25 protein-coding genes and 1 pseudogene are annotated in these 25,636 nt (G+C 44.4%); 9 read left to right on the forward strand and 17 right to left on the reverse strand.

What is annotated here, in order from left to right:
• Nucleotides 1–16 precede the first annotated feature (16 nt).
• Both L0M13_RS11775 and L0M13_RS11780 read right to left on the reverse strand, forming a co-directional pair.
• A complete protein-coding gene (locus tag L0M13_RS11775) occupies nucleotides 17–328 on the reverse strand; it encodes a YkyA family protein (RefSeq protein ID WP_235196673.1) in 312 nt (103 codons plus the stop codon).
• Between the two features lie 34 nt (nucleotides 329–362).
• Entirely contained in the window at nucleotides 363–662 is a 300-nt protein-coding gene (locus L0M13_RS11780; RefSeq protein WP_235196674.1) for a YkyA family protein, read from the reverse strand.
• Between the two features lie 281 nt (nucleotides 663–943).
• On the opposite strand from L0M13_RS11780, the gene def reads away from it, so the two are divergent.
• Nucleotides 944–1,510, forward strand: a complete 567-nt coding sequence (def, locus tag L0M13_RS11785; protein WP_235196675.1) for a peptide deformylase — start codon at nucleotides 944–946, stop codon at nucleotides 1,508–1,510.
• A 34-nt stretch (nucleotides 1,511–1,544) separates the two neighbouring features.
• Here the strand turns inward: def and L0M13_RS11790 are convergent, their stop codons facing one another.
• Nucleotides 1,545–2,315 (reverse strand): Cof-type HAD-IIB family hydrolase, encoded by a 771-nt coding sequence (locus tag L0M13_RS11790; protein WP_235196676.1) that lies wholly within the window; start codon nucleotides 2,313–2,315, stop codon nucleotides 1,545–1,547.
• A gap of 284 nt (nucleotides 2,316–2,599) precedes the next feature.
• Between L0M13_RS11790 and L0M13_RS11795 the strand changes: the two genes are divergently transcribed.
• Nucleotides 2,600–2,812 carry a DNA-dependent RNA polymerase subunit epsilon gene (locus L0M13_RS11795; RefSeq protein WP_235196677.1) on the forward strand — a complete coding sequence of 71 codons (213 nt, stop codon included), beginning with the start codon at nucleotides 2,600–2,602 and terminating at the stop codon, nucleotides 2,810–2,812.
• A 2-nt stretch (nucleotides 2,813–2,814) separates the two neighbouring features.
• Nucleotides 2,815–4,482, forward strand: a pseudogene (rnjA, locus tag L0M13_RS11800) (ribonuclease J1).
• Between the two features lie 209 nt (nucleotides 4,483–4,691).
• Here rnjA and L0M13_RS11805 read toward each other — a convergent pair.
• Together L0M13_RS11805 and L0M13_RS11810 are read right to left on the reverse strand one after the other, a co-directional pair.
• Nucleotides 4,692–5,351, reverse strand: a complete 660-nt coding sequence (locus L0M13_RS11805; protein WP_235196678.1) for a potassium channel family protein — start codon at nucleotides 5,349–5,351, stop codon at nucleotides 4,692–4,694.
• A gap of 88 nt (nucleotides 5,352–5,439) precedes the next feature.
• The gene (locus tag L0M13_RS11810) at nucleotides 5,440–5,742 is read right to left on the reverse strand and encodes a hypothetical protein (protein WP_235196679.1); all 303 of its coding nucleotides are present in this window, start codon (nucleotides 5,740–5,742) and stop codon (nucleotides 5,440–5,442) included.
• Between the two features lie 288 nt (nucleotides 5,743–6,030).
• Here L0M13_RS11810 and L0M13_RS11815 point away from each other — a divergent pair, with 288 nt between their 5' ends.
• The 6 genes from L0M13_RS11815 to L0M13_RS11840 all read left to right on the forward strand — a co-directional run bounded on the left by L0M13_RS11815 (nucleotide 6,031) and on the right by L0M13_RS11840 (nucleotide 11,669).
• On the forward strand, nucleotides 6,031–6,573 hold the full coding sequence (locus tag L0M13_RS11815; protein WP_235196680.1) for a helix-turn-helix domain-containing protein: 543 nt from the start codon (nucleotides 6,031–6,033) through the stop codon (nucleotides 6,571–6,573).
• A 17-nt stretch (nucleotides 6,574–6,590) separates the two neighbouring features.
• Entirely contained in the window at nucleotides 6,591–7,691 is a 1,101-nt protein-coding gene (locus L0M13_RS11820) for an ABC transporter ATP-binding protein (protein WP_235196682.1), read from the forward strand.
• On the forward strand, nucleotides 7,684–8,508 hold the full coding sequence (locus L0M13_RS11825; protein ID WP_235196683.1) for an ABC transporter permease: 825 nt from the start codon (nucleotides 7,684–7,686) through the stop codon (nucleotides 8,506–8,508). The genes L0M13_RS11820 and L0M13_RS11825 overlap by 8 nt, the downstream gene beginning before the upstream one ends.
• Nucleotides 8,492–9,292: an ABC transporter permease gene (locus L0M13_RS11830; protein ID WP_235196684.1), complete on the forward strand. Its 801-nt coding sequence runs from the start codon at nucleotides 8,492–8,494 to the stop codon at nucleotides 9,290–9,292. The genes L0M13_RS11825 and L0M13_RS11830 overlap by 17 nt, the downstream gene beginning before the upstream one ends.
• A gap of 1 nt (nucleotide 9,293) precedes the next feature.
• Nucleotides 9,294–10,370: an ABC transporter substrate-binding protein gene (locus tag L0M13_RS11835; protein ID WP_235196685.1), complete on the forward strand. Its 1,077-nt coding sequence runs from the start codon at nucleotides 9,294–9,296 to the stop codon at nucleotides 10,368–10,370.
• 108 nt (nucleotides 10,371–10,478) lie between these two features.
• Nucleotides 10,479–11,669 (forward strand): MFS transporter, encoded by a 1,191-nt coding sequence (locus L0M13_RS11840; RefSeq protein WP_235196686.1) that lies wholly within the window; start codon nucleotides 10,479–10,481, stop codon nucleotides 11,667–11,669.
• Nucleotides 11,670–11,949: 280 nt separating this feature from the next.
• Here the strand turns inward: L0M13_RS11840 and L0M13_RS11845 are convergent, their stop codons facing one another.
• The 12 genes from L0M13_RS11845 to dapD all read right to left on the reverse strand — a co-directional run bounded on the left by L0M13_RS11845 (nucleotide 11,950) and on the right by dapD (nucleotide 25,603).
• Complete coding sequence (locus L0M13_RS11845; RefSeq protein WP_235196687.1) at nucleotides 11,950–14,532, reverse strand: vWA domain-containing protein; 2,583 nt, start codon at nucleotides 14,530–14,532, stop codon at nucleotides 11,950–11,952.
• The gene (locus tag L0M13_RS11850; RefSeq protein ID WP_235196688.1) at nucleotides 14,513–14,806 is read right to left on the reverse strand and encodes a hypothetical protein; all 294 of its coding nucleotides are present in this window, start codon (nucleotides 14,804–14,806) and stop codon (nucleotides 14,513–14,515) included. Before L0M13_RS11850 ends, L0M13_RS11845 begins: the two co-directional genes overlap by 20 nt.
• Nucleotides 14,807–14,822: 16 nt before the next feature.
• Nucleotides 14,823–15,869 (reverse strand): hypothetical protein, encoded by a 1,047-nt coding sequence (locus L0M13_RS11855; protein ID WP_235196689.1) that lies wholly within the window; start codon nucleotides 15,867–15,869, stop codon nucleotides 14,823–14,825.
• A complete protein-coding gene (locus L0M13_RS11860; protein WP_235196690.1) occupies nucleotides 15,866–16,246 on the reverse strand; it encodes a vWA domain-containing protein in 381 nt (126 codons plus the stop codon). Before L0M13_RS11860 ends, L0M13_RS11855 begins: the two co-directional genes overlap by 4 nt.
• A gap of 12 nt (nucleotides 16,247–16,258) precedes the next feature.
• Nucleotides 16,259–17,119, reverse strand: coding sequence for a DUF58 domain-containing protein (locus L0M13_RS11865; RefSeq protein WP_235196691.1), 861 nt, complete (start codon nucleotides 17,117–17,119; stop codon nucleotides 16,259–16,261).
• Entirely contained in the window at nucleotides 17,116–18,108 is a 993-nt protein-coding gene (locus tag L0M13_RS11870; RefSeq protein ID WP_235196692.1) for an AAA family ATPase, read from the reverse strand. Before L0M13_RS11870 ends, L0M13_RS11865 begins: the two co-directional genes overlap by 4 nt.
• An 18-nt stretch (nucleotides 18,109–18,126) precedes the next feature.
• Nucleotides 18,127–19,521: a cell envelope integrity TolA family protein gene (locus L0M13_RS11875; protein WP_235196693.1), complete on the reverse strand. Its 1,395-nt coding sequence runs from the start codon at nucleotides 19,519–19,521 to the stop codon at nucleotides 18,127–18,129.
• A 12-nt stretch (nucleotides 19,522–19,533) separates the two neighbouring features.
• Entirely contained in the window at nucleotides 19,534–20,376 is an 843-nt protein-coding gene (locus L0M13_RS11880; RefSeq protein WP_235196694.1) for an ABC transporter permease, read from the reverse strand.
• Complete coding sequence (locus L0M13_RS11885; protein WP_235196695.1) at nucleotides 20,373–21,308, reverse strand: ABC transporter ATP-binding protein; 936 nt, start codon at nucleotides 21,306–21,308, stop codon at nucleotides 20,373–20,375. The genes L0M13_RS11880 and L0M13_RS11885 overlap by 4 nt, the downstream gene beginning before the upstream one ends.
• Nucleotides 21,305–23,659 (reverse strand): hypothetical protein, encoded by a 2,355-nt coding sequence (locus L0M13_RS11890; protein WP_235196696.1) that lies wholly within the window; start codon nucleotides 23,657–23,659, stop codon nucleotides 21,305–21,307. Before L0M13_RS11890 ends, L0M13_RS11885 begins: the two co-directional genes overlap by 4 nt.
• Nucleotides 23,660–23,760: 101 nt before the next feature.
• Nucleotides 23,761–24,876 (reverse strand): N-acetyldiaminopimelate deacetylase, encoded by a 1,116-nt coding sequence (locus L0M13_RS11895; protein WP_235196697.1) that lies wholly within the window; start codon nucleotides 24,874–24,876, stop codon nucleotides 23,761–23,763.
• A 13-nt stretch (nucleotides 24,877–24,889) separates the two neighbouring features.
• Nucleotides 24,890–25,603, reverse strand: a complete 714-nt coding sequence (gene dapD / locus L0M13_RS11900) for a 2,3,4,5-tetrahydropyridine-2,6-dicarboxylate N-acetyltransferase (protein ID WP_235196698.1) — start codon at nucleotides 25,601–25,603, stop codon at nucleotides 24,890–24,892.
• Between the last annotated feature and the right edge of the window lie 33 nt (nucleotides 25,604–25,636).

A 25,636-nucleotide genomic window follows, 5' to 3' on the forward strand; every position in this document is an offset into this window, starting at 1 on the left:
AGCTGAACGTTTCGCCTTATTTCTCTTCTTTTTCCAGTTCTTCAATGACTTTGTCTTTCATCTCATTAAACTGTTCTGTCCGCTCATTGAAAACTTCGACAGATTCTTGGACAGCTGTATTTTTTTCATTCACTTCCATCGCTTTTTCCTGCAACGATTGAAGTTCCGTTTCTTCGTTTAGGAGCATGTCGTACAATTCCTTTTGAAGGCCGGTCAGTTCTTCATACGCTGCGGCAAAATCCGAGTGCGCTTCAAAACGTTCCTGCATTTTCGTTTTCAGTTCCGTTAAATCGGTCTTCAGTGATTCTTCATCTGTTTCTTCAATCACAGCATCGATCGCTTTAAATTCTTCTTGGGCATTCTTAATCGATTCGTTTTTCAGTTTTCAAAAGTTCTAAGCGCTGGTCAGCCGATTCCATCGCCTCTTCAGCTTGGCCACTCACTTCTTCTTGCTGTTCTTGAGTCAAGCCCATAATGGACTCGAATAATTGTTGTTCGTCTTTTTCCAGTTTTTCCATTTCACTTTGAGTATCCCGGTACTCTTTTTCAGCAGAAAATGTTTCCTGTAAGACATTATCCAATTCTTCACTGGCATTTTGCCCTGAACAAGCACTTAGCAATAAAGCACTCGAGAAAATCGTAGCCATAAAAACCTTTTTCACAAAAAAACCTCCTTATTACATAAATTAACTATAATATTCACCGCACAAAAGCGCAAGCGCCCACCTGTTTCCACTAAACGCTATTTAACAGAAGATGCTTTACGTTAATGAAACGCTCTCAGCTAAAGGAATAAGCATACGAGTGCTTTTTTAGAAATCGCTCCCTATGTTGATAAAGCATGAAAATTAATCTGACTGTTAGAATTGCATTTTTCTTTCCGGGTGTCCCTTTCGTGCGTTATACTAAAGTGTAATGTGTCAGTACGAAAGGATGAATACACTTGATACTCATGAAAGATATAATTCGCGAAGGGCATCCTACACTCCGCCAACGTTCAGAGGAAGTAAGCTTCCCTCTTGCGGAAGAGGACCGCAAACTTGCTGAGGACCTTTTGCAATATGTAATTAACAGCCAAGATGATGAATTGATCGAAAAATACGATTTGCGCCCCGGTGTCGGGATTGCAGCTCCACAAGTCAATAAAGCTAAACGGATTTTTGCACTTCACTTTGATGAAACAAGCGGCGAAAACCTGAGTTTAATTGCCATCAATCCGAAAATCGTCAGCCATTCGGTGGAAAAAGCCTATTTAACCGCTGGCGAAGGCTGCTTGTCGGTAGACCGCGCTATTCCAGGATACGTTCCCCGATATGCACGCATTACCATCAAAGCTTTTAATATAGAAGGCGAAGAATACAAAATGCGTTTAAAAGGTTTGCCGGCTATTGCATTCCAGCATGAGCTCGATCATTTGAACGGAGTTATGTTCTTTGATCACATCAATCCTAAAAATCCATTTGCCGAAATTGAAAACGCCATGCCAATAGGAAGAGACTCGGATGAATAATCCGAGCCTCTTTTTTATTTTGCCGCTATTCTATTTAAATCAGCTTCAAATGTTTGAATGCATTTGCAAGGCCGTCTTCATCTACGTGGTCCGTTACATAAGTCGCGCGTTTTTTCGTTTCTTCATGGCCATTAGCCATCGCCACGCTGACGCCCGCCTTCTCCATCATCTGCAAATCATTCAATCCGTCGCCAAAAGCAATCGTATCTTCGATCGTATGGCCAGTGGCGCGGATTAAATGTTCAATGCCGCTCGCTTTCGTTCCGCCTTTTGGCAAAATATCGCAGGAAACCCGGTGCCAGCGGACAAATTGCATTTCTTTAAATGAATCATGGTATTGCTGCTCTTCATCTTCCTCGCAAAACACCAATGCCTGGTAAATTTCATTGTCTTTATGAAAATCTTCCACCATTTCAGGATGCGGAAATTTTAAGGTTTTGATGCTTTCATCGATATCCGGATGGTAATCAATCGATGAAACCATTTTCTTCTCATTCATGAAAACAATCGGATGCGCACGCTTTTCTGCAAATTCCACAATTGAAGACAAAATGCCCGTGTCCAATGCCTCGCGGTGAATGCACTCATCTTCATGGACAATGTATTGCCCATTGAAAGTAATATATGTACGGATTCCTGTTTCCTGCAAAACTTTTTTAATCATAAAAGGTGCGCGCCCGGTAGCGATAGCTAAATCATGGCCATTTTCCTTCGCCTGAAGAAGCGCTGCTTTTGCACTTTCCGGAATTTCTTTTTTCGAATTCATCAAAGTTCCATCGATATCTAATAATAATAATTTACCCATACATCATTCTCCTATCAAATTTTTATCGTAAAACAGCACTCATTCTTTACATTTGTCTGAAAATACAGTATAATGCACCTAAGGAGTGAGATAGCCATGCTGAAACTGAAACGTATGAAAAGAAGACTTCTCAGACAGCTAAACGGCATTATGAACAAAAAGAAAATTGCATAATCGGTTTAGCCCTTCTTAATAAATAAGGAGGGCTATTCTTTATTTTAAAACACGGTCATGATAATATAAAGAAAGTGAATTTAATTGAACGTGCAAAAGGAGAGCAAATTATGATTTTTAAAGTATTGTATCAAGAAAACCGTGCAGAGGTACCAGTTCGCGAAAACACTAAGAGCCTCTATGTAGAAGCATCATCCGAGCGAGAAGTAAGATTCCACCTGAAAGACCGCAACTACAACATTGAATATATTCAGCTGCTTGAAGGAAGCCATTTGGAATACGAACAAGCCGGCGAAAATTTCGAAGTTGAGAGTTTGGACTAATTATGAAATTTGTTAAGAATGATCAAACAGCTGTATTCGCACTCGGCGGACTAGGCGAAATCGGCAAAAATACGTACGGTGTCCAGTTCCAGGATGAAATCATCCTGATTGACGCGGCATCAAATTTCCGGAAGACGATTTGCTCGGAATCGATTATGTAATTCCGGATTATACTTATCTCGTTAAAAACGCAGATAAAATCAAAGGCTTGTTCGTAACTCACGGACACGAAGACCATATCGGCGGAATCCCTTACCTCTTGAAAAAGATCAACATTCCCGTCTACGGCGGCAAACTTGCTTTAGGCTTGCTGCGCAAGAAGTTAGAAGAACACGGTTTGCTTCGTCAAACTAAAATGATTGAAATCGAAGAGGAAGATGTCATTAAATTCCGTAAAACTTCGGTAAGTTTCTTCCGTACGACCCACAGTATACCAGATGCTTTCGGAGTAGTGGTCAAAACGCCTCCAGGCAATATCGTCCATACTGGGGATTTCAAATTCGACTTTACACCAGTAGGCGAACCCGCCAACTTATTGAAAATGGCTCAAATCGGAAGTGAAGGCGTTTTATGCCTGCTTTCGGATAGTACAAATGCTGAAGTTCCTGACTTTACGATGTCAGAACGCAAAGTCGGCGAATCCATCAAAGACATTATGAGAAAAGTGGATGGCCGCCTAATTTTCGCAACATTCGCATCTAATATTTACCGTCTTCAGCAAGTGACGGATGAAGCAGTGGCTCAAGGCCGTAAAATCGCGGTATTTGGACGCAGCATGGACAATGCAATGACAATTGGACGGGAACTTGGCTATATCAATGCCCCTGAGGATGCTTTCGTAGATACTCAAACATTGAACCGCCTGCCTGCCAATGAAGTACTCATCCTTTGTACAGGATCTCAAGGTGAACCGATGGCAGCCCTTTCGAGAATTGCAAACGGCACACACCGCCAAATTCAAATCCAGCCGAATGACACGGTCGTCTTCTCGTCTTCTCCGATTCCGGGCAATACGAGCAGCGTAAACCGTACAATCAATTTGCTGTTCCGTGCTGGAGCAGATGTTATCCACGGTTCGTTGAACAACGTCCACACTTCTGGACATGGTTCTCAACCAGAAAACAAATTGATGCTTCGTTTGATCAAACCGAAATTCTTTATGCCGATCCACGGTGAATACCGGATGCAGAAAATCCACGCACAATTAGCTGTGGATTGCGATGTACCGGAAGAAAACACATTTATCATGGAAAATGGCGATGTCTTAGCGCTTAGCCAAAACGAGGCTTCTGTTGCAGGACGCATCCCTTCCGGAGATGTCTACATTGACGGCAGCGGCATCGGCGACATCGGCAATATCGTTCTTCGTGACCGCCGTGTGCTGTCTGAAGAAGGATTGGTCATTGTCGTAGTCAGCGTTGATATGAAGAAAAACAAAATGAGTTTCCGGTCCGGACATCATTTCACGCGGATTTGTCTACATGCGTGAATCCGGAACAATGATTTATGAGGCTCAGCAAATGCTGAACCGCCATTTGAACAAAAAGATCCATGGCAAGAACACAGAATGGGCGGAGCTGAAAAGCGATATCTCTGACGTGTTAGGGCCATACCTATACGAAAAAACAAAACGCCGCCCAATGATCTTGCCGATCATCATGGAAGTCTAGAAAGGCGGAAGCACCTGTTCAGCCCCGACAAGCGCTGGAGGTTTTGAAGGCAATGGCGTTCTTTGCCATTATCGGCAAGACCGAAGCGTCTCGAGGAGCTAGGTGCTGCAGACTGGACATCAGAAAAAAATTTCAACTCTCATCAACTAAAAAACCGTTCGTATCAGGAATTTCTGACACGAACGGTTTTTTTCATTATCTTCAGTTTTTTAGTTTAGTACTTTTTTCTCGAACCGGTTAATATCCGCATCGGATCCAATGATGATCAATACGTCGGCCAATTCGATTTCCATATCGGCCTGCGGCGATACTAAGATTTGGCCCTCTCTTTTAATGGCGACGATATTAATGCCGTATTTTGCGCGTATGTCCAAACCGATCAACGTTCGCCCTGCGAGCTTTTCATTGGCTTGGATCTCGGCAATTGAATGCTCATCCGATAACTCTAAGTAATCCAACACATTATTGGATAACATATTATGGGCTATTCGAATCCCCATATCCCGTTCCGGATGAACGACATGATCTGCTCCGATTTTGCTCAATACTTTAGCGTGGTAATCATTTTGGGCTTTAACGGTGATTTTTTTGACCCCAATCTCTTTTAGCATCAAAGTCGTCAGGATGCTCGCTTGAATATTCTCCCCGATGGCCACGATGACATGTTCAAAATTGCGGATGCCTAAGGACTTCAAAACCGCTTCATCTGTTGTATCTGCAACGACCGCTTGAGTAGCAATGGTCGCAAATTCATCGACACGTTCAGTATCTTTATCTATTGCCATTACGTCTGCATCTTGTTCAATCAGCTCACGTACGATGCTTCCACCGAATCGCCCAAGGCCGATGACTACAAATTCTTTCTTCATATACATCCCCCAAATTCTTTTATAGCCATTAGTTTAGCATATTCCAACAAAAAAATAGCCCATAAAAAAAATAAAAAACCCCGCCTTATCAGCGGGGATCTAATGGCCGTTTCGGCCGTTTTTCACAGTATTCACAATGGATATCACTGCATTTTTCTTCACGCCATTCATTGCAGCTTGAGCAATAGCTTGCATCGAATTCATCATCGAAAGTCAATGCTGACAAGCACGTATGGCAATACGTATGGACATCCATCCAATTGATAAATTGCTTATTGGCTACTAAGTAAAGACCTTGCTCGTCCTGTTTATAATTCATAATTGAAGATTTTTGGACAATGCGGTTTTTAGGGTCCAAGAAAAAATTCATTTTGCCGTTCAAATTGATCACTCCCGAAAGATAGGTTAAACATGGTTATCTTTTAACTATCATATCATCATTTTTCTGAGTTAAAAGTGTTTTTTAGGTTTTCAAGTTTTACTCCATTCCTTAATGATAATAAAGTTTTGCGGTAAAAAGCAATGTTTAAGAAAAATTTCTTTAAAGTATTTATTATACTTGAAAAAACGAACTGGTTTTTGTATAATGATAATTGCTGTTAGTAAACTTAAAGTATATTTTTACTAAACTTAATTTATTCAAAGTTTACTATTACTATATAAAACGAGGTGAAGCTGCGTGCAAATCGGAATGAAGATAAAACGGCTGCGGCTAAAAAATGGATTGACGCAGGAAGAACTCGGTGAACGGACAGATTTGAGCAAAGGGTTTATCTCCCAGTTAGAACGTGATATGAATTCACCTTCTATTGAAACCTTATTTTCGCTATTAGAAGTTCTTGGCACGACGCCGAAAGAATTTTTCGATGACTCCGATAAAGAAGTGAAAGTTGTTTTTACACCAAGCGATCATACCATCCATACAGACACGGATTCAGGTTATGAGATTGATTGGCTCATCACTACTTCGAATGAAAAAGAAATGGAACCTGTCTATCTGACTCTGGAAGAAAAAGGTGAATTTAAACATTTTGAACCATCCCTAGCTGAGACGTTTATCTATGTGCTTGAAGGACGTGTTCGCCTGGTCCTTGGAGATAATGAGTATCTTGCAAGCGCTGGGGATTCCCTTTATTATGAAGCTTCTGACCATCATCAGCTTATTAACGCACATTCTGGAAAATCAGAAATGATCATTGTTGCCACACAATCATACTTGTAAATTTGGAGGGATTTCTATTGGATACATCAATTATTCGTTTTGAAAATGTTTCGCAAATATATGACGGGGCCGGCCCCGTTTTGAACGATGTCAGCTTTGAACTCGAAAAAGGAAAATTCTATACACTTCTCGGCCCATCCGGCTGCGGAAAAACAACAATCCTGCGTTTGATTGCCGGGTTCATTACGCCGACTAAAGGCGATGTGTATATTGAAGGGAAGAAGGTTAATAATATTCCCGCCAATGAACGCCAAGTAAATACGGTTTTCCAAGACTATGCCCTCTTCCCTCACCTCAATGTATTTGAGAATGTGGCTTTCGGGCTGCGCATAAAGAAACTAAAAAAAGCGGAAGTTGAACGCCGTGTGAAAGAAGCCTTGGAATTCGTTAACTTAAAAGGATATGAAAACCGGGAAATCAGTGAAATGTCTGGCGGACAGCGCCAACGCGTCGCGATTGCGCGAGCGATCGTCAATGACCCCGAAGTAATTTTGCTGGATGAACCGCTATCTGCACTCGATTTGAAATTGCGGACTGAAATGCAGTATGAACTTCGCGAACTTCAACAGCGCCTTGGCAAAACGTTTATTTTTGTTACACATGACCAGGAGGAAGCCCTCGCTATGTCCGATGAAATTTTCGTTATGAAAGCAGGCGAAATTCAACAAAGCGGCACGCCGATGGATATTTACGACGAACCGATTAACCGCTTTGTTGCAGATTTTATCGGTGAATCCAATATTGTGGCCGGTGAAATGATCGAAGATTACCGTGTCCGCTTTGCCAATAAAGAATTCGAATGCGTCGACCAAGGCTTGAATCCAAACGAACAAGTAGAAATCGTCATCCGTCCGGAAGATCTTGAAATCACAGCTGTAGAAAACGGGAAAATGGCCGTCACAGTCGACACCCAATTATTCCGAGGCGTCCATTTCGAAATTTCCACAATCGATGAAGTTGGCAATGAATGGCTCGTCCATTCCACGAAAAAAGCGGAAGTCGGTTCACTGATCGGCCTGGATTTTGATCCAGAAGCAATCCACGTTATGCGTTTGAACGAATCCGAAGAAGCATTTGATGCACGTCTCGAATCATACGGAGTTGAAGCCGATGAATAGTAAAGGAGCACGCAGTTTTTATCTAATCCCGTATTATATTTGGATTGCGCTGTTTGTTATTGCGCCGATTGCATTGGTCGTCTATTATTCCTTCTTCGACCTGCAAGGGAATTTGACGCTCGAGAACTATCAGAACTTCTTTTCATCCGTGTATTTGCGTTTGACACTGAGCTCATTCTGGTATGCCTTCCTGGTCACGTTCTTTTCGATCCTGATCGCATACCCGACAGCTTATTGGCTGACGAAAACGAAGCATAAACAATTGTGGCTATTGTTGATCATCATCCCTTCTTGGATCAATTTGCTGTTGAAAACTTATGCCTTCATCGGGATATTCGGTTTGTACGGTCCGGCCAATAAATTTTTGGCTGCCATCGGCTTAGGCGAACAGCAAATCCTGTTCACGGATTTCAGTTTTATTTTTGTATCGGTTTATATTTTTATTCCGTTCATGATTTTGCCGATTTTCAATTCCTTGGATAAATTGAATCCGGCTTTGATGGATGCTTCGCGCGACCTTGGCGCCTCTTCATGGATGACATTCAGAAAAGTGATTTTCCCATTGACGATCAACGGGGTTAAATCCGGTGTCCAAGCTGTCTTCATCCCTGCCCTGTCGCTATTCGTCATTACGCGTTTAATCGCCGGAAATAAAGTCATTACACTTGGTACAGCCATTGAACAGCAATTCCTCGTAACGCAAAACTGGGGCATGGGTTCAACGATCGCTGTGTTCTTGATACTCTTCATGATCATCATTATGATGCTGACCGGACAGCGGGAAAAAGGAGGCTCTGCAAATGGGAAAACTAAGTAAAAAAGCAAAAGTCTATTTGGCAGTTGTCTTCTTTATCTTATATGCACCAATTTTTTACTTGATCTTTTACTCATTCAATAGCGGCGGTACGATGTCGAGTTTTGATGGATTTACGCTGGAACATTATGCAGCAGTATTCAACGACACGCGGCTGCTCATCATTTTGATGAATACGGTCATTGTCGCCTTGCTGTCGTCTCTGATTTCCACAGCGATCGGTGTTCTTGGCGCAATCGGGATCGTGTTTTTGCGAAACCGGAAAATGCGCAATGCGGTGCTTTCACTGAACAACATTTTGATTGTCAGCCCGGATGTCATTATCGGTGCATCGTTCTTAATCCTATTTACGATGATCGGAGTTAAGCTCGGTTTCGCTTCCGTACTGATTTCCCATATCGCTTTCAGCATTCCAATCGTCGTCATCATGGTCTTGCCTAAACTGCAGGAAATGAGCAGCACGTTAATTGACGCTGCAGCGGATCTGGGTGCTTCTAAACGCGATATTTTGACACGGGTAATCATCCCTTACATCAAGCCGGGGATTTTCGCCGGATTCTTTTTAGCGTTAACTTATTCATTGGATGACTTTGCGGTTACCTTCTTTGTCACAGGAAACGGATTCTCAACGCTTTCCGTTGAAATCTATTCGATGGCGCGTGCCGGAATCACCTTGACGATCAATGCACTTTCCGCTCTGATATTCATCGTCACCCTCGGCCTTGTGGTCGGCTATTATTTCTTTAACCAACGGGCACGGAATAGCATCGGAACAGGAGGCCATTAAGATGAAAAGCATTATTCAAGCAACTGTTGCAATTCTGGTCGCTTCTGCCTTGCTTCTTTACGGCGTATCCGTCCTCGAAAAAAGTTCTGCGACGACTGGCGGTGGATCGATCACCGTCTACAACTGGGGCGAATACATTGATCCGGAACTCGTCCAGCAATTTGAAGACGAAACCAATATCAATGTCGTGTATGAAACATTCGATTCAAACGAAGCGATGATGACAAAAATCGAACAAGGCGGTACATCTTATGATGTCGCCATGCCTTCAGAATACGCCATCGAAAAAATGAAGGAAAATGATTTATTGATCCCGATCGATTCGGAGAAAATTCCGAACCTCACTAATATCGATCCTTACTTCCTGGACCTCCCTTTCGATCCAGGCAATGAATATTCCATCCCTTATTTCTGGGGAACCGTCGGAATTGCATACAATCCGACTTTACTGGAAGGGCAAACGTTCGAAAGCTGGGACGACCTATGGGATCCCACATTAAAACAGGAAGTCATTCTGGTGGACAGTGCACGTGAAGTCATCGGAATGGGCTTGAACAGCCTGGGCTATTCATTGAACTCTACAGATGTCTCGGAGCTCCGGGAAGCTACCGACAAATTGAAGACGCTCGGCCCGAATACTAAAGCCATTATCGGGGATGAAATCGTCGAAATGATGCGCCGCGAAGAAGCGGCTGTTGCTTTGACGTGGTCCGGACAAGCGGCAGATATGATGTGGATCAATGAAAACATCGATTACTCGGTGCCAGAAGAAGGGTCGAACTTGTGGTTTGACAATATGGTTATTCCGAAAACTTCAAGCAATGTAGAAGGCGCCCATGCGTTCATCAACTTTATGCTCGATGCAGAAGTTGCGGCTCAAAATGCAGATTATGTCGGTTATTCAACGCCAAACCAAGCAGCCATTGAAATTATGGATCCCGAAGTGACTGGAGATGAACGCTTTTATCCTCCTGAAGAACTGCGGGAACGCTTAGAAGTATATGAAAACTTAGGTCTAGAAATGCTCGGCATCTACAATGAATTATTTTTGGAATTCAAAATGGATATGGAAAATTGACAGGCAGCCAGCTGCCTGTTTTTTCTTTGGGCAAAAGGGTATGGTATTGAGTGCCTTTATGATAAAATTTAGGAACACGAAATATAGACAGTGAAAGAAGGATACGCTATGGCCGCAAAATCAAATAATTTCGCGTTGTATGTATTGATGTTCAATATGTTTATCGCAATGAGCGGCATCGGCCTTATCATACCGATTATGCCGGAATACCTGGACACGTTCGGTGTCGCTGGACAAGCACTTGGTACGTTAATCGCCACTTTCGCCCTCGCCCAATTTCTTTTCTCCCCATTATCCGGACAGTTATCCGATAAATACGGACGCAAAAAACTGATCATTATCGGATTAATCATTTTTGGACTTTCGCAACTCGTATTCGGCTTAGCTTCAGATTTATGGATTTTGTACTTGGCACGTTTTTTCAGCGGCCTAGGAGCAGCTTTCCTGATTCCCCCGATGATGGCTTTCGTTGCCGATATCACTACTTTTGAAGAACGCGGAAAAGGCATGGGCCTGCTTGGAGCCTCCATGTCGCTTGGCTTCATGGTCGGTCCCGGTTTTGGCGGATTTTTAGCCGAAGTCAGCTTGCAATTTCCATTTTATGTGGCTACAGCTGTCGCTTTGATTGCGGCTGTAATTTCGTTTTTCGCCTTGCCGAACGTAGCGCCGACCATTCCATCGGTACCAGCTAAAGCTGAGAACCTCTTTCAGCAACTAAAACGTTCGACCACGACTCCGTATTTCGTCATGCTTTTGGTAATGCTGATTTTCGCCTTCGGATTAGCCAATTTCCAATCGACGATCGCTTTGTACGTCGACAAGAAATATCAATTCACCCCGAAGGAGATTGCAGTCCTGATCACTATCGGCGGGTTTGTCGGCGTCATCGTCCAAACCTTTGTCATCAATAAATTATTCAAACGCTTCGGAGAAATGAAAGTTATTCTGGTGAACTTGCTGGTTTCTGCAGGGGCGATGATCGGAATCTTATTTGTCAACACATTCTGGACCATTCTTTTAGTATCTGCTGTCTTCTTTACAGCTGCCTCTCTGCTGCGGCCGGCCATCAATACGCTGATTTCCAAACTTGCAGGCAACGAGCAAGGGTTCGCAGCCGGCATGAACAATGCTTATATGAGTTTAGGGAATATGTTCGGCCCTGCAATGGCAGGAATTCTTTTCGATATCGACATGAGCTTCCCGTATATTTTCGGAACAGCCATTTTAATCACTTGCTTCTTTATTGCAAGCAACTGGTCAGCCAAAAAGCAGCAGTTGCTCGCAACGAGCAGAAGCTAAGAAAAGCGGAAGCGGCTGTTCAGCTCCGACTGGCATAAGACACAACAGCGAAGCGGCGCTCTTTGCCGCACAGCTGGGCTGGCTTATGACCCGAGGAGCTAGCTGCTGGAGTCTGGACACCGAAAAGCGGAAGCGCCCATGTAGATTCGACGGGCTTAAGACGATCTGGCGAAGCGGCGTTTCTTCAGCCGCATAGCCAGAGTGGCTTATGTCCCGAGAATCTGGGCGCTGGAGTCTGGACATCGAAAAGCGCAAGCACATCATAAAAGCGAAAAAGAGGTCATCCCCTCTTTTTCGCTTTTATTAATTGTTCGATGGTTTGCGGAGGTGCTTCTGGTGATGACGAAACCGCCGCTTTTGGTTTTTTCAACGAAGGGATCAATCGAAGCCCGAATCTGCGGATTGTGATGTCTACGAAAAACAGCAGCATCGCAAGCAGCAGTAAGAAATGCTGGATCGGCTGATTGGTCCCGCTTTCGTATGGGATTTCCCGGAGCGACTCTTCCAAAGATTCCAGAACTCTTCCTCCGCTCCTCTCAGCTACAGAAGCGAGCAATGCCGTGTTGGGTTCACTTAGGCGATATTCTTCTCCATAAGGGATTGTCAGCCCCGTCTTATACGCTTCCCCGTTTTCATTCCGGATGCTGAAGAAAACCAGCCCCGGATCCGCATCCAAGGTTACTTCCATTTTGCCTGGAGCCACCGGTTCACTTTGCAGCGGGATTTCCATTCCTTTTTCATCGATAGCGGCCACTTCAATAATGGCCGATTGCCGAGTGGGATCTTCCATCGTGTAAACGCCTTGTTGCTTCCTTGCCACTGTAAAGGGGATTTCGTCATATGACGGCAAGAGCTCGGAAACGGAGCGGTTCCAAAACGCCGGCCAATTTTTCCACGCCTGAAAATCTCCGCTCCATGCACTGCTTCCGGAAGTATAGGCCATCGTTTTGCCGAGGCCATAATTCCACGATGCGAGCACCGGGTCCCCTTCCTCACTTTCCAAAGCGACAGAGGCTGCAGGTTTCGCAGTTGTGGCAATATACGCATTCATTTGCGGCACGCCATCAGAAAACAAGTCGCTCCAAGGGCTGTCATAGACAATCGGATAAAACGGTTCATCTACGATATAAGTCCGGGACATCATAATCGTTTCCCGAGAAAGAATGGCGGGGATCGTTGTGGCATCCGCTACTTCATAAAATCGCCCATTGCCGGTGGCAGCCAAATCTTCCAGTAACCCGATGTCCGCATCTTGCCCGATTGAAACCGTCGATAAGGTAATATTTTCTTCCTTGCCGTCTTCGATTAAGCTCGTGTAATCACTCGGGGGAGATTGTCCGTCCGTCAATAAAATAATGTGTTTCCGCTGCAGCTCCAAACCTTCCAATTGCCCGTAAGCTTCAGTCAATGAACGAAAGATTTCTGTACCGCCGCCTGGCGTAACAGATAGAATTTTATCAGCTGCAGCCTTCGGGTCTGCCAATTTTTCCGTTTCAACAATTTGCCACGGCTGATCATCAAAAGCGATCACACCAACCGTATCATCTTCCCGGAGAAGTTCAACGGAACGTGCTGCCGCTTCCTTTGCCAACTCCATTTTCATGCCAGCCATACTCCCAGAACGGTCCATGACAATGATGAGTCCGAGGGAAGGAAGTTCGTGCTTTCCCTTGACTTCCATTTCAACTGGCAAAAGCCGTTCAATCGGCGATTTAAAATAGCCGCCGAGTCCATAACTTTCATCGCCGCCAACCATCATGAAGCCGACGCCGAACTGCTTGACTGCCTGTTCGATGACATCCATCTGCTGGCCGCCAACGGAGGTTCCAGAAACGTTGTCAAAAATGATGCCATCATACTGCAGGATCGATGAAAGACTGGCCGGAAGTTCGTTGGAGTCAATATTTGTTGTCCGTATATTTTCACCATCCAATAAACCAGGGATTGGACTTGGAATAGTTCCATTCACGACTAATAATTCCGGCTTCCCTTCCACTTCCGTGACACTCACCAAGGCGTTATTTTCCAGAAAACGATCTTCTGCAATCTCCAGTCTCGCTTCATATTTCAATAATCCTTCTTCACTAGCAGGGTATCGATAGGAAAACACATTTTCTCCATCAGCTAACTGAATACGATGCCGATCAAATTCTTCATCATTTTTCGAAAGGACCAGTTCCGCTTCCCTCTCGCCGTCCGACTGAAGCGTTAGGGAAAATGCCTGCGATTCGCCGAGAAACGCCTTCGAAGGCGTTTCAAACCCAGTAATCGCTGCGTCTTGAGAACTGTCTTGCTGAACCGGCAAGACATCAATTTGAACACGCTCACTTTGAAGCCTATTCAAACTTTCGAGAGCCGAAGCTTTTGTTTCGTTGCCATCGGAAATCAGCACCAGCCTCGTCGCTAAATCCGTATCACCGCTGTTGGAAGCGAGTTCCAACGCTTGGGCAATATTTGTATGGTTCGCCATCATTGTGCTTTGATCAAGCGGCAATGCCCGTGGTTCCGCTGATATCGGTAATAGCGTCTGAAAATCTTCTGCAAACGTATAGACACCGACATGCTGGCTATCACTCTTTTCAGCAATGGCTGTCTCAATCGATTCCGCAATCGCCGATTGAGATCCTTCCATTGAAGCGGAGCGATCTATGAGATAGATGATTTGCTGTTGATCGGCTGGCCGGTAAATCGATGGCATGGCTAAAGCGAAAATCAATAAAACTACGGCCGCAACACGCAGGACAAAAACAAGGCGGAAGAAAAGGCTGCCCAGTTTAACGTTTTTAAAACCGCTATACGCAAAGTAAATGAGTGCCGGTAAAAGCAGCCAAAGAAAGAGAGGTTCATCTAATCGCAATTCCACGGCGGTACACCTCCCATTCAACTAGCAGCAATAATAAGACAAGGGCAATGGCCCAGGGAATCAGTGGATATTGGATTGTTTCATCTTCCCCTTCAGTTTGGCCAATTGCATAAGATGGGCCGGATGATAGTATTTTTTCTTCGGAACTCAACTGGACAATCATCTGCATGGATCGGCCGTCTCCATTCACTTCATAAACACCTGGCTCTGTAGGGGCGATAAAAGGGCCTTCCCCCTCCAGATAGGAGCTTACATAATCTTCTCCCTTAAACAATTCCCATTCCCCTGCTTCAGAAGCAAGCCGGGACGGACCGATGTTCATTTGGCTGAAAATAGCCTAAAAAGGCTTCGTTTCCCGACAATTCATCCGCAGCACTCCACAGAAACAAAGGAAATGATGGATCCAATGGCCAATTTGTCGATTGGATATCTGAGAGAATTACGATATCGCCTTTTGGACTGATTTGGATAAATGGCTTTCCGTCGATTTCTGCAATGGTTTCATAAGCTGTAAATCCCGGATAAAGCGCTGATACATATACATTTTCCAAATCGGCATAAGTAAACAAGGGGTGCGCAGCCGTTTCAATCAATCCCGAAACCTCGGTTGCTTGAACATCATTTCTGCCAATTAAAAGAATCGGGGAATCCGACTCTATCAGTTCCGTTTGATTGGTTGCAAGCATCGATCCCGTCCGTTCTGCAAGCTGCATTGGGTCGGCAGTCGCCGCTTCCATGCCGATGGATTCAAAGCCTTTCGCTAACAACGAATGAAGCGACGAATCGATCACTACGCCAGTAGATTCTTGCTGGACAAACGATAGCATCCGGTTATCCACCTTGTAGTCATCTTCGACATTTATTTCAGCCGTCCATAAATCTTCAACAGGCAGGTCTTCAAACGGCACCAATAAATCTTCTCCTGCCGGCAGCTCCAACTCAGCTTCTTTTGAAACGTCTCCAGCCGATAAGCTTACTGTACCTTTCATCGTTTCTTCGCTTTCATTGACGACTTGCACAATCGCCCGCAAGCCATTGTCGGATTGGGACAAGCCAAATTGCCGGATGGACGCATTAACCAAATTATCTTCGTTTGCATGGACGACAAAAGACTGATCCGTTTTAGCCGCTAAGGCTTCACGCGCCAAAGCATCCGTGAAGATATGGATGACGGTCGATTCATCTTTCACTAGGGATTCCGCAAACAAAATCGTCTGGTCCATCCTAGCCTCTTCGTAGCTGATATCCAGCTGTTCGATGTTTTTTAAAAGTGTCTGCTGATCCCGTTCTTCCCGAACGGCGATTTCCGGAGTCTGGCCGGTCTTAATAATGGTCACAGGTTTCCCCCCGCTTGGTCGACCAGTTCCGACATTTTGATTTTCTGTTGATCGAAGCGGCTGGGCGAACCGGCAAGCATCGTAGCAGAAGTGTCCACAATAAAAATCAGTTCATTGCCTTGGACCGTCTCCGACTCGATATACGGTTGAAGTAATCCGAAAACACATAGGATCAATGCCGCCAACTGTAGATAAAACAAGAGATGATGCTGCAATTTTTTTAAGTACGGTGAAGCTTGAATTTCTTTCATCATTTCTTGCCAAAAAAGAACAGATGAAACATTTTTGTTTTGGTATTTTTTCCGGAAAAAATAATAAAGGATAACGGCAACCGGCATGATCGCTGTCCAAATCCAAATCCAATTCGCTATTCCCATGCCGCTCCCCCTCTATTCAATCCATTTTTTCCGAGCCAATTGATGAATCATTACTTGCTGGATGCCGTCTTCGATATGGATGGGCATATAATGGACACCGTGTTTTGCACACAGAGCTTCCAACGCCTTATTATGCTGCTCCCGCTGTTTTAAATACGCTTCAATCGCCTGGCGCGTCATCGTTACATTTAAATCCGTACCGGTTTCTTCATCAATGAGACGTATATCCCCTTCAAAATTAGGAAACCTTTCTTCAGCTGTGGATAAGTGGAGAAAGCGTACATCGTGGGAATATTTTGGCACCTGCTTAAAGAATAGTTGCCATTCTTCCAGTTCTTCCAAGCCGTCTGAAATAACGAATAAAACCGTGGAATCTTTTGCACTGTAAAAACTCGCATTTTTTGCAAAAGAACGGCTTTTGGGATCCGGGAGATTCACCATAAAATGTTCAAAAAGCTTTTTGGCCGACTTTCCTTTTTTCTTAAAAGGCGATGCTGAAGCTCCACCCGCTGAAATGCTCAAACGATCATCTTTGCTTAACACCATCACGCCTAAAGAAAACGCTAATTGCTTCGAGAAGAGCCATTTTTCTTCCATCGATTTTGAATCATCCAGCAAGACATGGACCCGCATTTCCTGTTCGTCCAAATACCGTTTTATATAAACTTTTTCCGTTCGGGCAAAAACGTTCCAATCGATATGGCGAACATCATCTCCAGGATGATATTCCCGGAAATCCGAAAAATCGAGGGAAGAACCAAAACGGCTGGAACGGTGAGATCCTTTATGATGTCCTCGGATTTTTGCTTTAGTGGCTATGGAATAACGGCTTAACCGCTTTATCCAATCGCCGGGCAATTGCAGCCCACTCATTTCAATACGCCTCTTCCTGCGGTTTCCAAAATCATTCCGATAAGATCGTCAATTGTTTTTTCAGCCGCTTCTCCTTCATAATTCAACAAAATCCGGTGCCTTAATACGGGTTGGGCTACATATTTCAAGTCGCCAATCGAGACATGAAAACGCCCTTCTGATAGCGCTCGGGCCTTCGCAAGTTTGATTAAGCTTTGAAGTCCCCTTGGACCGCTGCCATATTGGACAAATTGTTTGATTTCATCAAACTGCGTGTACTCCGGATTTGAATGCTGAATGATATCGACCGCCACCATGAGAATATCTTCCGCAATCAATACTTCTTTCACCATTTGCTGCGCTTCGATTAAAGAAGCTGTATCCATTTTCTTAACGAGGGAAACCGTTTCAGCTCCAGTTGTTCTTCGGCTAATTTCCGCCAACTCTTCACGATTCGGGTAAGATACAAGAATCTTGCATAGGAACCGGTCCATCTGTGCTTCCGGCAACGGATAAGTCCCTTCCATTTCGATCGGATTTTGGGTCGCTAATACGAAAAACGGCCGCGCCATTTTTTTCGTATCGCCTAATATCGTCACCGTTTTTTCTCCCATCGCTTCAAGCAAGGCACTTTGTGTCTTCGGCGTAGCCCGGTTAATTTCATCGGCTAATACCATCTGATGGAAAATCGGGCCTTCTCTGAAAGTGAATTGCTGCCTGCCTTCAGCATCCCGTTCGATCAGGCTGGTACCGGTAATATCAGATGGCATCAAATCCGGCGTGAATTGGATACGGGAAAAACTCAAATCCATCACATCTGAAATGGTACGGATTAACATCGTCTTGCCGAGCCCCGGCAAACCTTCAAGCAATGCATGGCCATCCGCTAAAATAGCATACAAGGAAAACTCCACCGCTTGTTCTTGTCCAACGATAAATTTGCCGATTTCCTCTCTGACCTCTTGCAGTTTGTTGCTCATTTCCTTAAAATCATCTGGTGAATACGCCATATAGTCCCCTGCTTTCTCTTAATCGGATTCAACTGTTGAAAAATACTGCTCAACGACTTTTTGCAAGTCTGGCGGCAATGCCAAACGATCGGCGCTTGTAAAATAGGAATCGCTATATTCGCCCACCACTTCAGAATAAGGACGGACTGTCCCTTTCGTAGCCGGGACAACCCCCTCCTGTTCTTCTGCCGCTTCACCGTCGCCAAGTTCTCCTTGATCGACAGTTGTCTCACTTTCTCCACCTATTCTAGAAGGAACTGTTAGGAGTTCACGGCTTCCTTGACCCGTTCCAAAGCCTGAGCCTTGTTGTCCTTGGCCTTGCCCCTGGCCTTGACCTTGTCCTTGTCCTTGTCCCTGGCCCTGGCCTTGGCCTTGGCCTTGACCTTGTCCTTGGCCTTGGCCCTGCCCTTGGCCTTGGCCCTGCCCTTGACTTTGTTGCTGATTCTGGCCATCGCCTTCGCTTTCGGATTCAGTATTGGGGGTGCCGCTGCTCCCTTCACCGGATTCACTTCCAGATTCTGAAGAATCTTCAGCGCCTTCAGATGCTGCCCCGTCACTTTTGGAAGCTTCCGGGTTTGCGGCCCCGGCAATGGTCTGTTGAAGCGGAAAACTTACCGGTTTCCCCATATTGCTCAAAGCTGTCTGTGTTTCTCCCGCTTGTTCAGCAAGCTGTTTTGCTGCATTTTCAAGATCTGCTTTTTCCTGTTCTGCAGCTTCCCCTTCTGCTGGCAATTGCTGTTGCTGAGCCATTTCTTTTTGCTTCTTGACCACTTCTTTCAACGCTTCTTCAGCTGTTTCGCTTTCTTCCACTTTTTTCAGAACTTCCTGCAATTCCTCTTTAACGACTTCTGTTTTTGCCTCTTTTTTCAGATCAGTAATTTTTTCTTTTACTTCTTCTATCACTTCTTGTTCCTTTTCAATATCTTTTGCTTGTTCCTGCAGCGTACTCGGAAACAAAAACAGCAGCATCAGCAATGCTCCTGTGATTAATGAAGCACTCAACCATTTCCCAAGAAACCATTTCTGCGGTTCTTTTCTAAACAATTGATAGCTAAAAGGGATGACTTCCGCAGTCTGTTTGGTCAATGCTTCTGTCAGCTCGTTCTGTTCCTTGATCTTCCAAGATGTCAACAGAAGATTATGGGGAGTAAACCGATCCAACTGTTCTACCGCTTGGCCGATGTTCGGCATGTTCTTATAAGAAAAAAGCAGGCCGACCAGTAAAAAGATGGACCCGGCGGCATATGCATAAAATTCATAATAAGGAAGGACGAACAACCGGGAGATGACCACAAGCAAAAGTGCAGATAGGAGTCCTAAGAAAACTGCAATTTGTAAAGCTCGGGTCATGTGAACAAGCTTCAATCGCATGGCTGTTTTTTTTACATAGCGGACCAATTCCCGGTTGTTCATGCGTATCCCTCCTTATTTGTATTTATTCATATTGACGCGCAAACGTTTGACCGACAGCCAAATCGCGCCCGCTGTCAGCAAACTGTAAAATACCAAATAACCGACCCAAAGCGGCAGTTCAATTACCGTCATCGTTTGGATTTCCTGGGCAAATCCGGGCTGCAATAAAGTAAGCATCACGATAGCCGGGTTAATGCTTGCCCAGAAATAGGAAAATGGCGAAAAGCTAGGCGCGGTTGTTCCAAGCGTTGAAATTTGAACGGACAGCAGCAGGAAAAACGCTGTCACGACAGCTAAGAAAATCATCGTTCCGTACGTGACGATCATCGACACGATCGTCTTTCGAATTAAGGTTGAATACATGACACCTATGCTTCCGATGGCCAATAACGTCAAGAAATAGAAAAGAAAAATGACAACAATCTGAAGCGGATCAACTCCACCATATAAAAATACCAAACTGTAGATAGGCAGACCCGATACGATCATCAACAGCAGAAATGCGATGGATGAAGTCATTTTTCCAAAGATGATTTGGAAAGATGTCTGCGCAGTCGTCAGCAAAATATTCAAGGTCTGCTTTTCTCTTTCCGTACTGATTGTCCCTGCCGTTAAACCGGGAGTGATGAAAAGGATCAAGCCTAGCTGGATATAGGTCATCATGCTAAATAACAAGAAACTCTCATCCGGTCGGAAAAATCCGCTTCCGGACAAAGAAGTCGTTAAAAAGATGAATCCGAAAACAAATATACTCATCGCCATCAAATAGAAGAGAATGCCTGTAAAGCTCTTCATACTGCGAAAACGCAACTTTACTTCTTTTATGAGTACGGGATTTGCGAGGAGTGTTTTCACTTAACTTCCACTCCTTTCGTAATGGCCATAAAGACATCTTCCAGATCTGTCTCTTCTTCGGCAAATGATAAAATTTGAAGGGATTGCTCCATAGCTTGCCGCAGTAAACGGATTTGGTCTTCTTCTGTTCCCCGATATAAGAATTCAATCGATTGTTTTTCCGGCTTCTCAATCAATTTTGAAACAAGTGGGTCGTTTTCAAAGAAAGCCATCGCTTCTTGTGTCGGCCCGGCTAGTTTAACTTTTAATACTTTTTCACTTTGAAGATGCGCTTGGATTTCATGCACAGAACCTTGAGCGATTAATTGCCCTGAATCAATGACTCCAATGCTGTCGCACATTTCGGCAAGTTCCGGCAAAATGTGGGAAGAAATCAGGATGGTTTTGCCCATCGATTTCAATTCCTTCAAAATATCCCGCATTTCCACGCGTGCCCGTGGATCAAGTCCAGATGCCGGCTCATCCAGAATAAGAATTTTCGGATCGTGGATTAAGGCTCGTGCCAGACACAGCCGCTGCTTCATCCCGCGGGACAATAAATCAACATAATCATATCGTTTATGCGACAAATTGACGAGCTCCAATAGCTTGGGAATCAGAACTTCACGCTCTTTAGGTGCTATCCCGTAGCTTGCCCCGTAAAAGTCCAAATACTCATTAGCCTTCAATTGATCGTATACGCCGAAGAAATCCGGCATATAGCCAATCTGTTTCCGCACCTCATGCGCATTTTTAGTAACACTCATTCCATTGATGAAGGCATCACCGGCAGTCGGCTGCAGCAAAGTTGCCAAGATGGAAAATGTGGTGGATTTCCCTGCTCCGTTGGCTCCTACAAAGCCAAAGACTGTGCCTTCTTCTATCGTTAAATTTAAATCTTGCAGCGCATAGAAAGAGCCATATTTCTTTGTCAATCCGACGATTTCAATCACGGAGCAACCACCCCTTTCAGCTTGATTTTCGGCAGCATGATTTCAGGCGAATTGCTGTCGGTATTGGCATCGACAACAAAGCTGACTATGCCGTCTTTTGAAATGTAATCCGTTATATTTTCTGTAATGGCTGCTCGGTTTTCTTCAATTTTTTCAAGTTTGTCGGTAGAAATATTGCGAATGGCCACTTCTCCCTTTGTATCGCCTCTTGAAATCTCCAGTGCACTCCACTCTGTTTTATCCAAGCTCAAAGCTTTCGGCGTCTGGTAAGTCATTTCAACTTGGCCGCCATCTATATAGTAAAGATAAGGATCCGGAGCAACATTCTCAAAATAAGTCGACTGATTCGCCGCCGCCACTTTTAAGGTCAGGGCTTCTACTTGCAGATCAATTTCTCCAGTCAAAGTCGTTTCGGGATTGAAAGGTTGTGCAACCAAGTTCATGGCTGAAACCGATGCCCGCTGATCTTTAAGCGAGACCGGAACAATCGCATCTTTCGTATAGGCAATCACATATGGCGAACTGTTATCTGCTTCCATTTGGTTATACGAAGCGGATAAGATCGTTTGTTTTCTGGCGGTTTCCAATTCCTTTTTATCTTGAATCTGTTGATAAGAATAATTCGTGGAAATCGGCGAAATAGATGCCAAAATATCGGATTGGACTTTTTCATTTACGGTCAGTTTTTCCCCCGGGCTTAAATTGCCCAAAGACATGATCCGGGTTCCTGTCCAAATGGAAACATCTTCGATCGCAAACGGGAAATTATTTTTGATCGTTCCTGACAATCGCTTATTTTCCACTTTCAGTTGAACATCAAAATCCCCTGTATTTTCAATATACGATTGGCCTAAAATCGACCCTACTGACCAATAGCGCATATTCCGCATAGTCAGTTGGTTGCTTGCAGCTTGATGTTCCAAAATAGCCGCATCTTGAGGCGACCCTTCTGAAAACTGCGAGTTCAACAAACTCGTCATTGAAGTTGAAGAAGGAGCTGTAAATTGATAATTGCCTCCTCGATTTGATAGGAGTGTATTCATATAATAGCCGTTTAATCCACCATCCTGATCAACTTTAAAAAATCCGGTCTGCTGGATTTGCGGACTCGCAATTCGGTCTTTTGCACCTACAGCAAACAAGCCGATTGACGTAAGCACTGCCACTGCCGGAATAATCACCCATGCAAGTTCACGTTTATCCCGTTTCTTCAAAACGATATACAGCACTGGAATAATTAAAATGATATAGAAAAAAACGATTGCGATTGTCCAAAATTTTGAAACGGCAAAGCTTTCAAACAGCTCATTCACATTGCCCACTTCATAGGACATGTATTCCAAAGTCGATTGGCCCTGGTTATATTGCTGATTGCTGATAGACAGCGGCAACAGGCCTTTCATCATTTCTGCAAATCCTTCTTGGGAGCTGATCTGGCTGTCGCCAAGCGAAAAAGCGGTTTGGGTAATAGAGCCAGCCCCTATTTGCTTTCGTGCTGCTAAAACAGCTGAGCCTTGAGTTAATAAGGCTTCGGCTCCTTCGTTCAACGCAGCTTCGAAAACTGGAACCTCTTTTTCAAGTAGCGGAACTGCCATTTGAACTTGCTTTCCTATGTTCAATGGCAATTCCTTGGCGAGTTCGCCCATCGCCGCCTCAATATTCTCTGTAGAACCGACAATTAAACTTCCGCCTTGTTGGACCCACTGCAAGATCGCTTGCCGATTAGCTTCAGGCAGATCACTGAATGAAAATTCATCGATCAGTAAATGATCAATGGTCCCCCAAGCAATCGCTTCTGTTGGCAACGAAAATTGATTCAATTGATTTAAATGGAAGACTTGTGTCAAGTCGCTTCCAGTCGGTACAACTTTATTCAATTGCAAAAGCCGATCTGAGTTTTCCGTTAAAGTTGCAATGAACAGTGAAGAAGGAGAGAAAAAAGATGGAGACAAATTTTTATCTCCTTTAATTTCTATTTGCTTTCCTTCTTCCCATCCTCCTTCATATAGAAAAATGTTGCGAGAAGAGTTTCCCATCGACATCATATCGGACAATCCCGGCACTGCGACTTGGATTGTTTTTGTTTCTCCTTTTGCCAAATCAACCGGCACGGAAATTCCTGCGCCAAGGCTGTAAGTTTCACTGTAGCCTAAAACCAAATCTCCTGAAAAGTCATCCCCATTGTTTACCAGTGTAAATTGAATGGGCACTCCGCTTTCATACTTCACTTTATTGGCAAATCCCGCTTCAGCATCAACGGAAATTTCTGCGGCTGCCAAAGCAGTCTGAGGCAGGATAATAATTAATAACATGAATACGCTTGCACTGATTGCCAGCCATCGCTTGAACATATGGACCCCCCTATTTATTCTCTCTACTAAGTAGTACGCTGTTAAACGGATTTAGTTCCATCTACATAGAAAAAAAGTGGCCAGCTGCATGCCGGCCACTTTTAAAGTTGTTTAAAAAATTGATGGATGAAATTCGGCAAAGTTTCCAGCACCGATTCATTTGGATTTAATCTGGAATGATGCAGCCCAAACGCTGAATCCACTCCTGCCCAAAACATGACGCCCGGCAATTCATCTGTAAAATAGCCAAAGTCTTCACCGGTCATGGCCGCTTCACTTCTTTTTGCTTGAATGCCTATAAAATTTTCAGCGAAGTTCAAAAGCTCTTCAGCCAATACTTCATCATTGTTCACTTCCAAATAACTCGAACCGTAGTCAATGGAGATTCGGCACTGATAGCCTTCTTCAACAGCCCGGCACATCGCTTCAACTCGCTGTTTTACTTTCAGCATCGATTGCAAATTCAAGGTACGGATAGTTCCTTCAAGCCGAGCGTTTTCAGCTATGATATTTTGGACTGTCCCTGCAGTGAATTTTCCGACTGTCAGGACCGCTGAATCCATCGGGTTCACATTGCGGCTGACAATCGTCTGCAGCTGCATCAGCAAAGCGGCTCCAGCAACGGCCATGTCCTCTGTTAAATGAGGAAACGCCGCATGGCCGCCTTTGCCGTGCAAGTCTATAAACAATTCAGATGTATTGGCGAATAGAAGGCCGGGTTTTGTCGCTATCGTTCCGACCGGTAATTCAGGAGCAATATGCAAAGCATAGATTTGATCCGGCAAAAACGAAGGCTGTTCGTTTTTTAGCCATTCTCGGAAAGGCAAAGCGCCCCCAGGCCCTTCTTCTGCAGGTTGAAATAAAATCACGGCATCTTCAGCAATCGGGTCTTGAATCAGCTTCTCAAGAAGCCCGATCGCATTTGCCATGTGGATATCGTGGCCGCAGGCATGCATAAATCCAGGGTGAGTGGATTTAAAGTCAAGGCCTGTTTCTTCTTGTATCGGAAGACCGTCAATGTCGGTACGCCAGCCAATGAGCTTTGTTGGATTCAAGCCGCGAATTTTAACGGCAAGGCCCGTTTTCCATTGGATGATTTCCAGACGCTCTTGCGGAAAAGTTGAAATGATTTCCTTTAAATACGACTGGGTCTTCACTTCCTGGAATCCAATTTCCGGAATTTGATGTAATTCTCTTCTGATTTTCACTAAATCCATCTGGTATCCCCTATTATAATTGGCGAAGTTCGTGTTTAATTTCCGTTTTCGCACGTGTTTTTTCGTCCATCAATTTCAAAACGCGCGCTGGCGTACCACCGACTACTGCATTTTCAGGAACGTCTTCAATAACAATCGCTCCAGCAGCAACAACCGCACCTTTGCCGATGCGTACGCCTTCTAATACAACGGCATTTGCGCCGATCATCACATTGTCTTCCACAATTACCGGGGTTGCAGATGCTGGTTCGATAACACCGGCTAGCACTGCACCAGCACCAATGTGGCAATTCTTCCCTACTGTTGCACGGCCGCCAAGAATAACGCCCATGTCAATCATGGTGCCATCTCCGATGACTGCTCCGATATTGATGACAGCGCCCATCATGATGATGCAATTATTGCCAATTTCCACATTTTCACGGATAAACGCACCCGGTTCGATGCGGCTATTGATGTTTTTCATATCCAATAATGGGATTGCCGAGTTTCTCCGGTCATTTTCGACGACTGAATCTTCAATAACAGCGGCATGCTCTTCAAGAGCTTTCTGGATTTCAACCCATTCCCCAAAAACAACTGCATTGTTGCCTTCACCGAATACTTTTGCTTCTTTTCCAAAATCCAAGTCAGCTACGCCTTGGCCTTTTATGTAAACTTTCACTGGTGTGGATTTTTTTGCATTCTGTATGTACGAAATAATCTGTTCTGCATTCATTTGTTCCATTATTCTACCTCTTTCCATAAGTTATGCTGTAAT

This window comes from Planococcus sp. 107-1, from assembly GCF_021513255.1.
In the GTDB taxonomy this organism is placed as follows: domain Bacteria; phylum Bacillota; class Bacilli; order Bacillales_A; family Planococcaceae; genus Planococcus.

Coding starts and splice junctions, on each gene's coding strand:
- L0M13_RS11860 (WP_235196690.1), bottom strand. CDS start 16,246: ATGGGAATAGCGAATTGGATTTGGATTTGGACAGCGATCATGCCGGTT.
- L0M13_RS11870 (WP_235196692.1), bottom strand. CDS start 18,108: ATGGCGTATTCACCAGATGATTTTAAGGAAATGAGCAACAAACTGCAA.
- L0M13_RS11895 (WP_235196697.1), bottom strand. CDS start 24,876: ATGGATTTAGTGAAAATCAGAAGAGAATTACATCAAATTCCGGAAATT.
- L0M13_RS11835 (WP_235196685.1), top strand. CDS start 9,294: ATGAAAAGCATTATTCAAGCAACTGTTGCAATTCTGGTCGCTTCTGCC.
- L0M13_RS11805 (WP_235196678.1), bottom strand. CDS start 5,351: ATGAAGAAAGAATTTGTAGTCATCGGCCTTGGGCGATTCGGTGGAAGC.
- L0M13_RS11830 (WP_235196684.1), top strand. CDS start 8,492: ATGGGAAAACTAAGTAAAAAAGCAAAAGTCTATTTGGCAGTTGTCTTC.
- dapD (WP_235196698.1), bottom strand. CDS start 25,603: ATGGAACAAATGAATGCAGAACAGATTATTTCGTACATACAGAATGCA.
- L0M13_RS11840 (WP_235196686.1), top strand. CDS start 10,479: ATGGCCGCAAAATCAAATAATTTCGCGTTGTATGTATTGATGTTCAAT.
- L0M13_RS11825 (WP_235196683.1), top strand. CDS start 7,684: ATGAATAGTAAAGGAGCACGCAGTTTTTATCTAATCCCGTATTATATT.
- L0M13_RS11865 (WP_235196691.1), bottom strand. CDS start 17,119: ATGAGTGGGCTGCAATTGCCCGGCGATTGGATAAAGCGGTTAAGCCGT.
- L0M13_RS11795 (WP_235196677.1), top strand. CDS start 2,600: ATGATTTTTAAAGTATTGTATCAAGAAAACCGTGCAGAGGTACCAGTT.
- L0M13_RS11875 (WP_235196693.1), bottom strand. CDS start 19,521: ATGAACAACCGGGAATTGGTCCGCTATGTAAAAAAAACAGCCATGCGA.
- L0M13_RS11790 (WP_235196676.1), bottom strand. CDS start 2,315: ATGGGTAAATTATTATTATTAGATATCGATGGAACTTTGATGAATTCG.
- L0M13_RS11890 (WP_235196696.1), bottom strand. CDS start 23,659: ATGTTCAAGCGATGGCTGGCAATCAGTGCAAGCGTATTCATGTTATTA.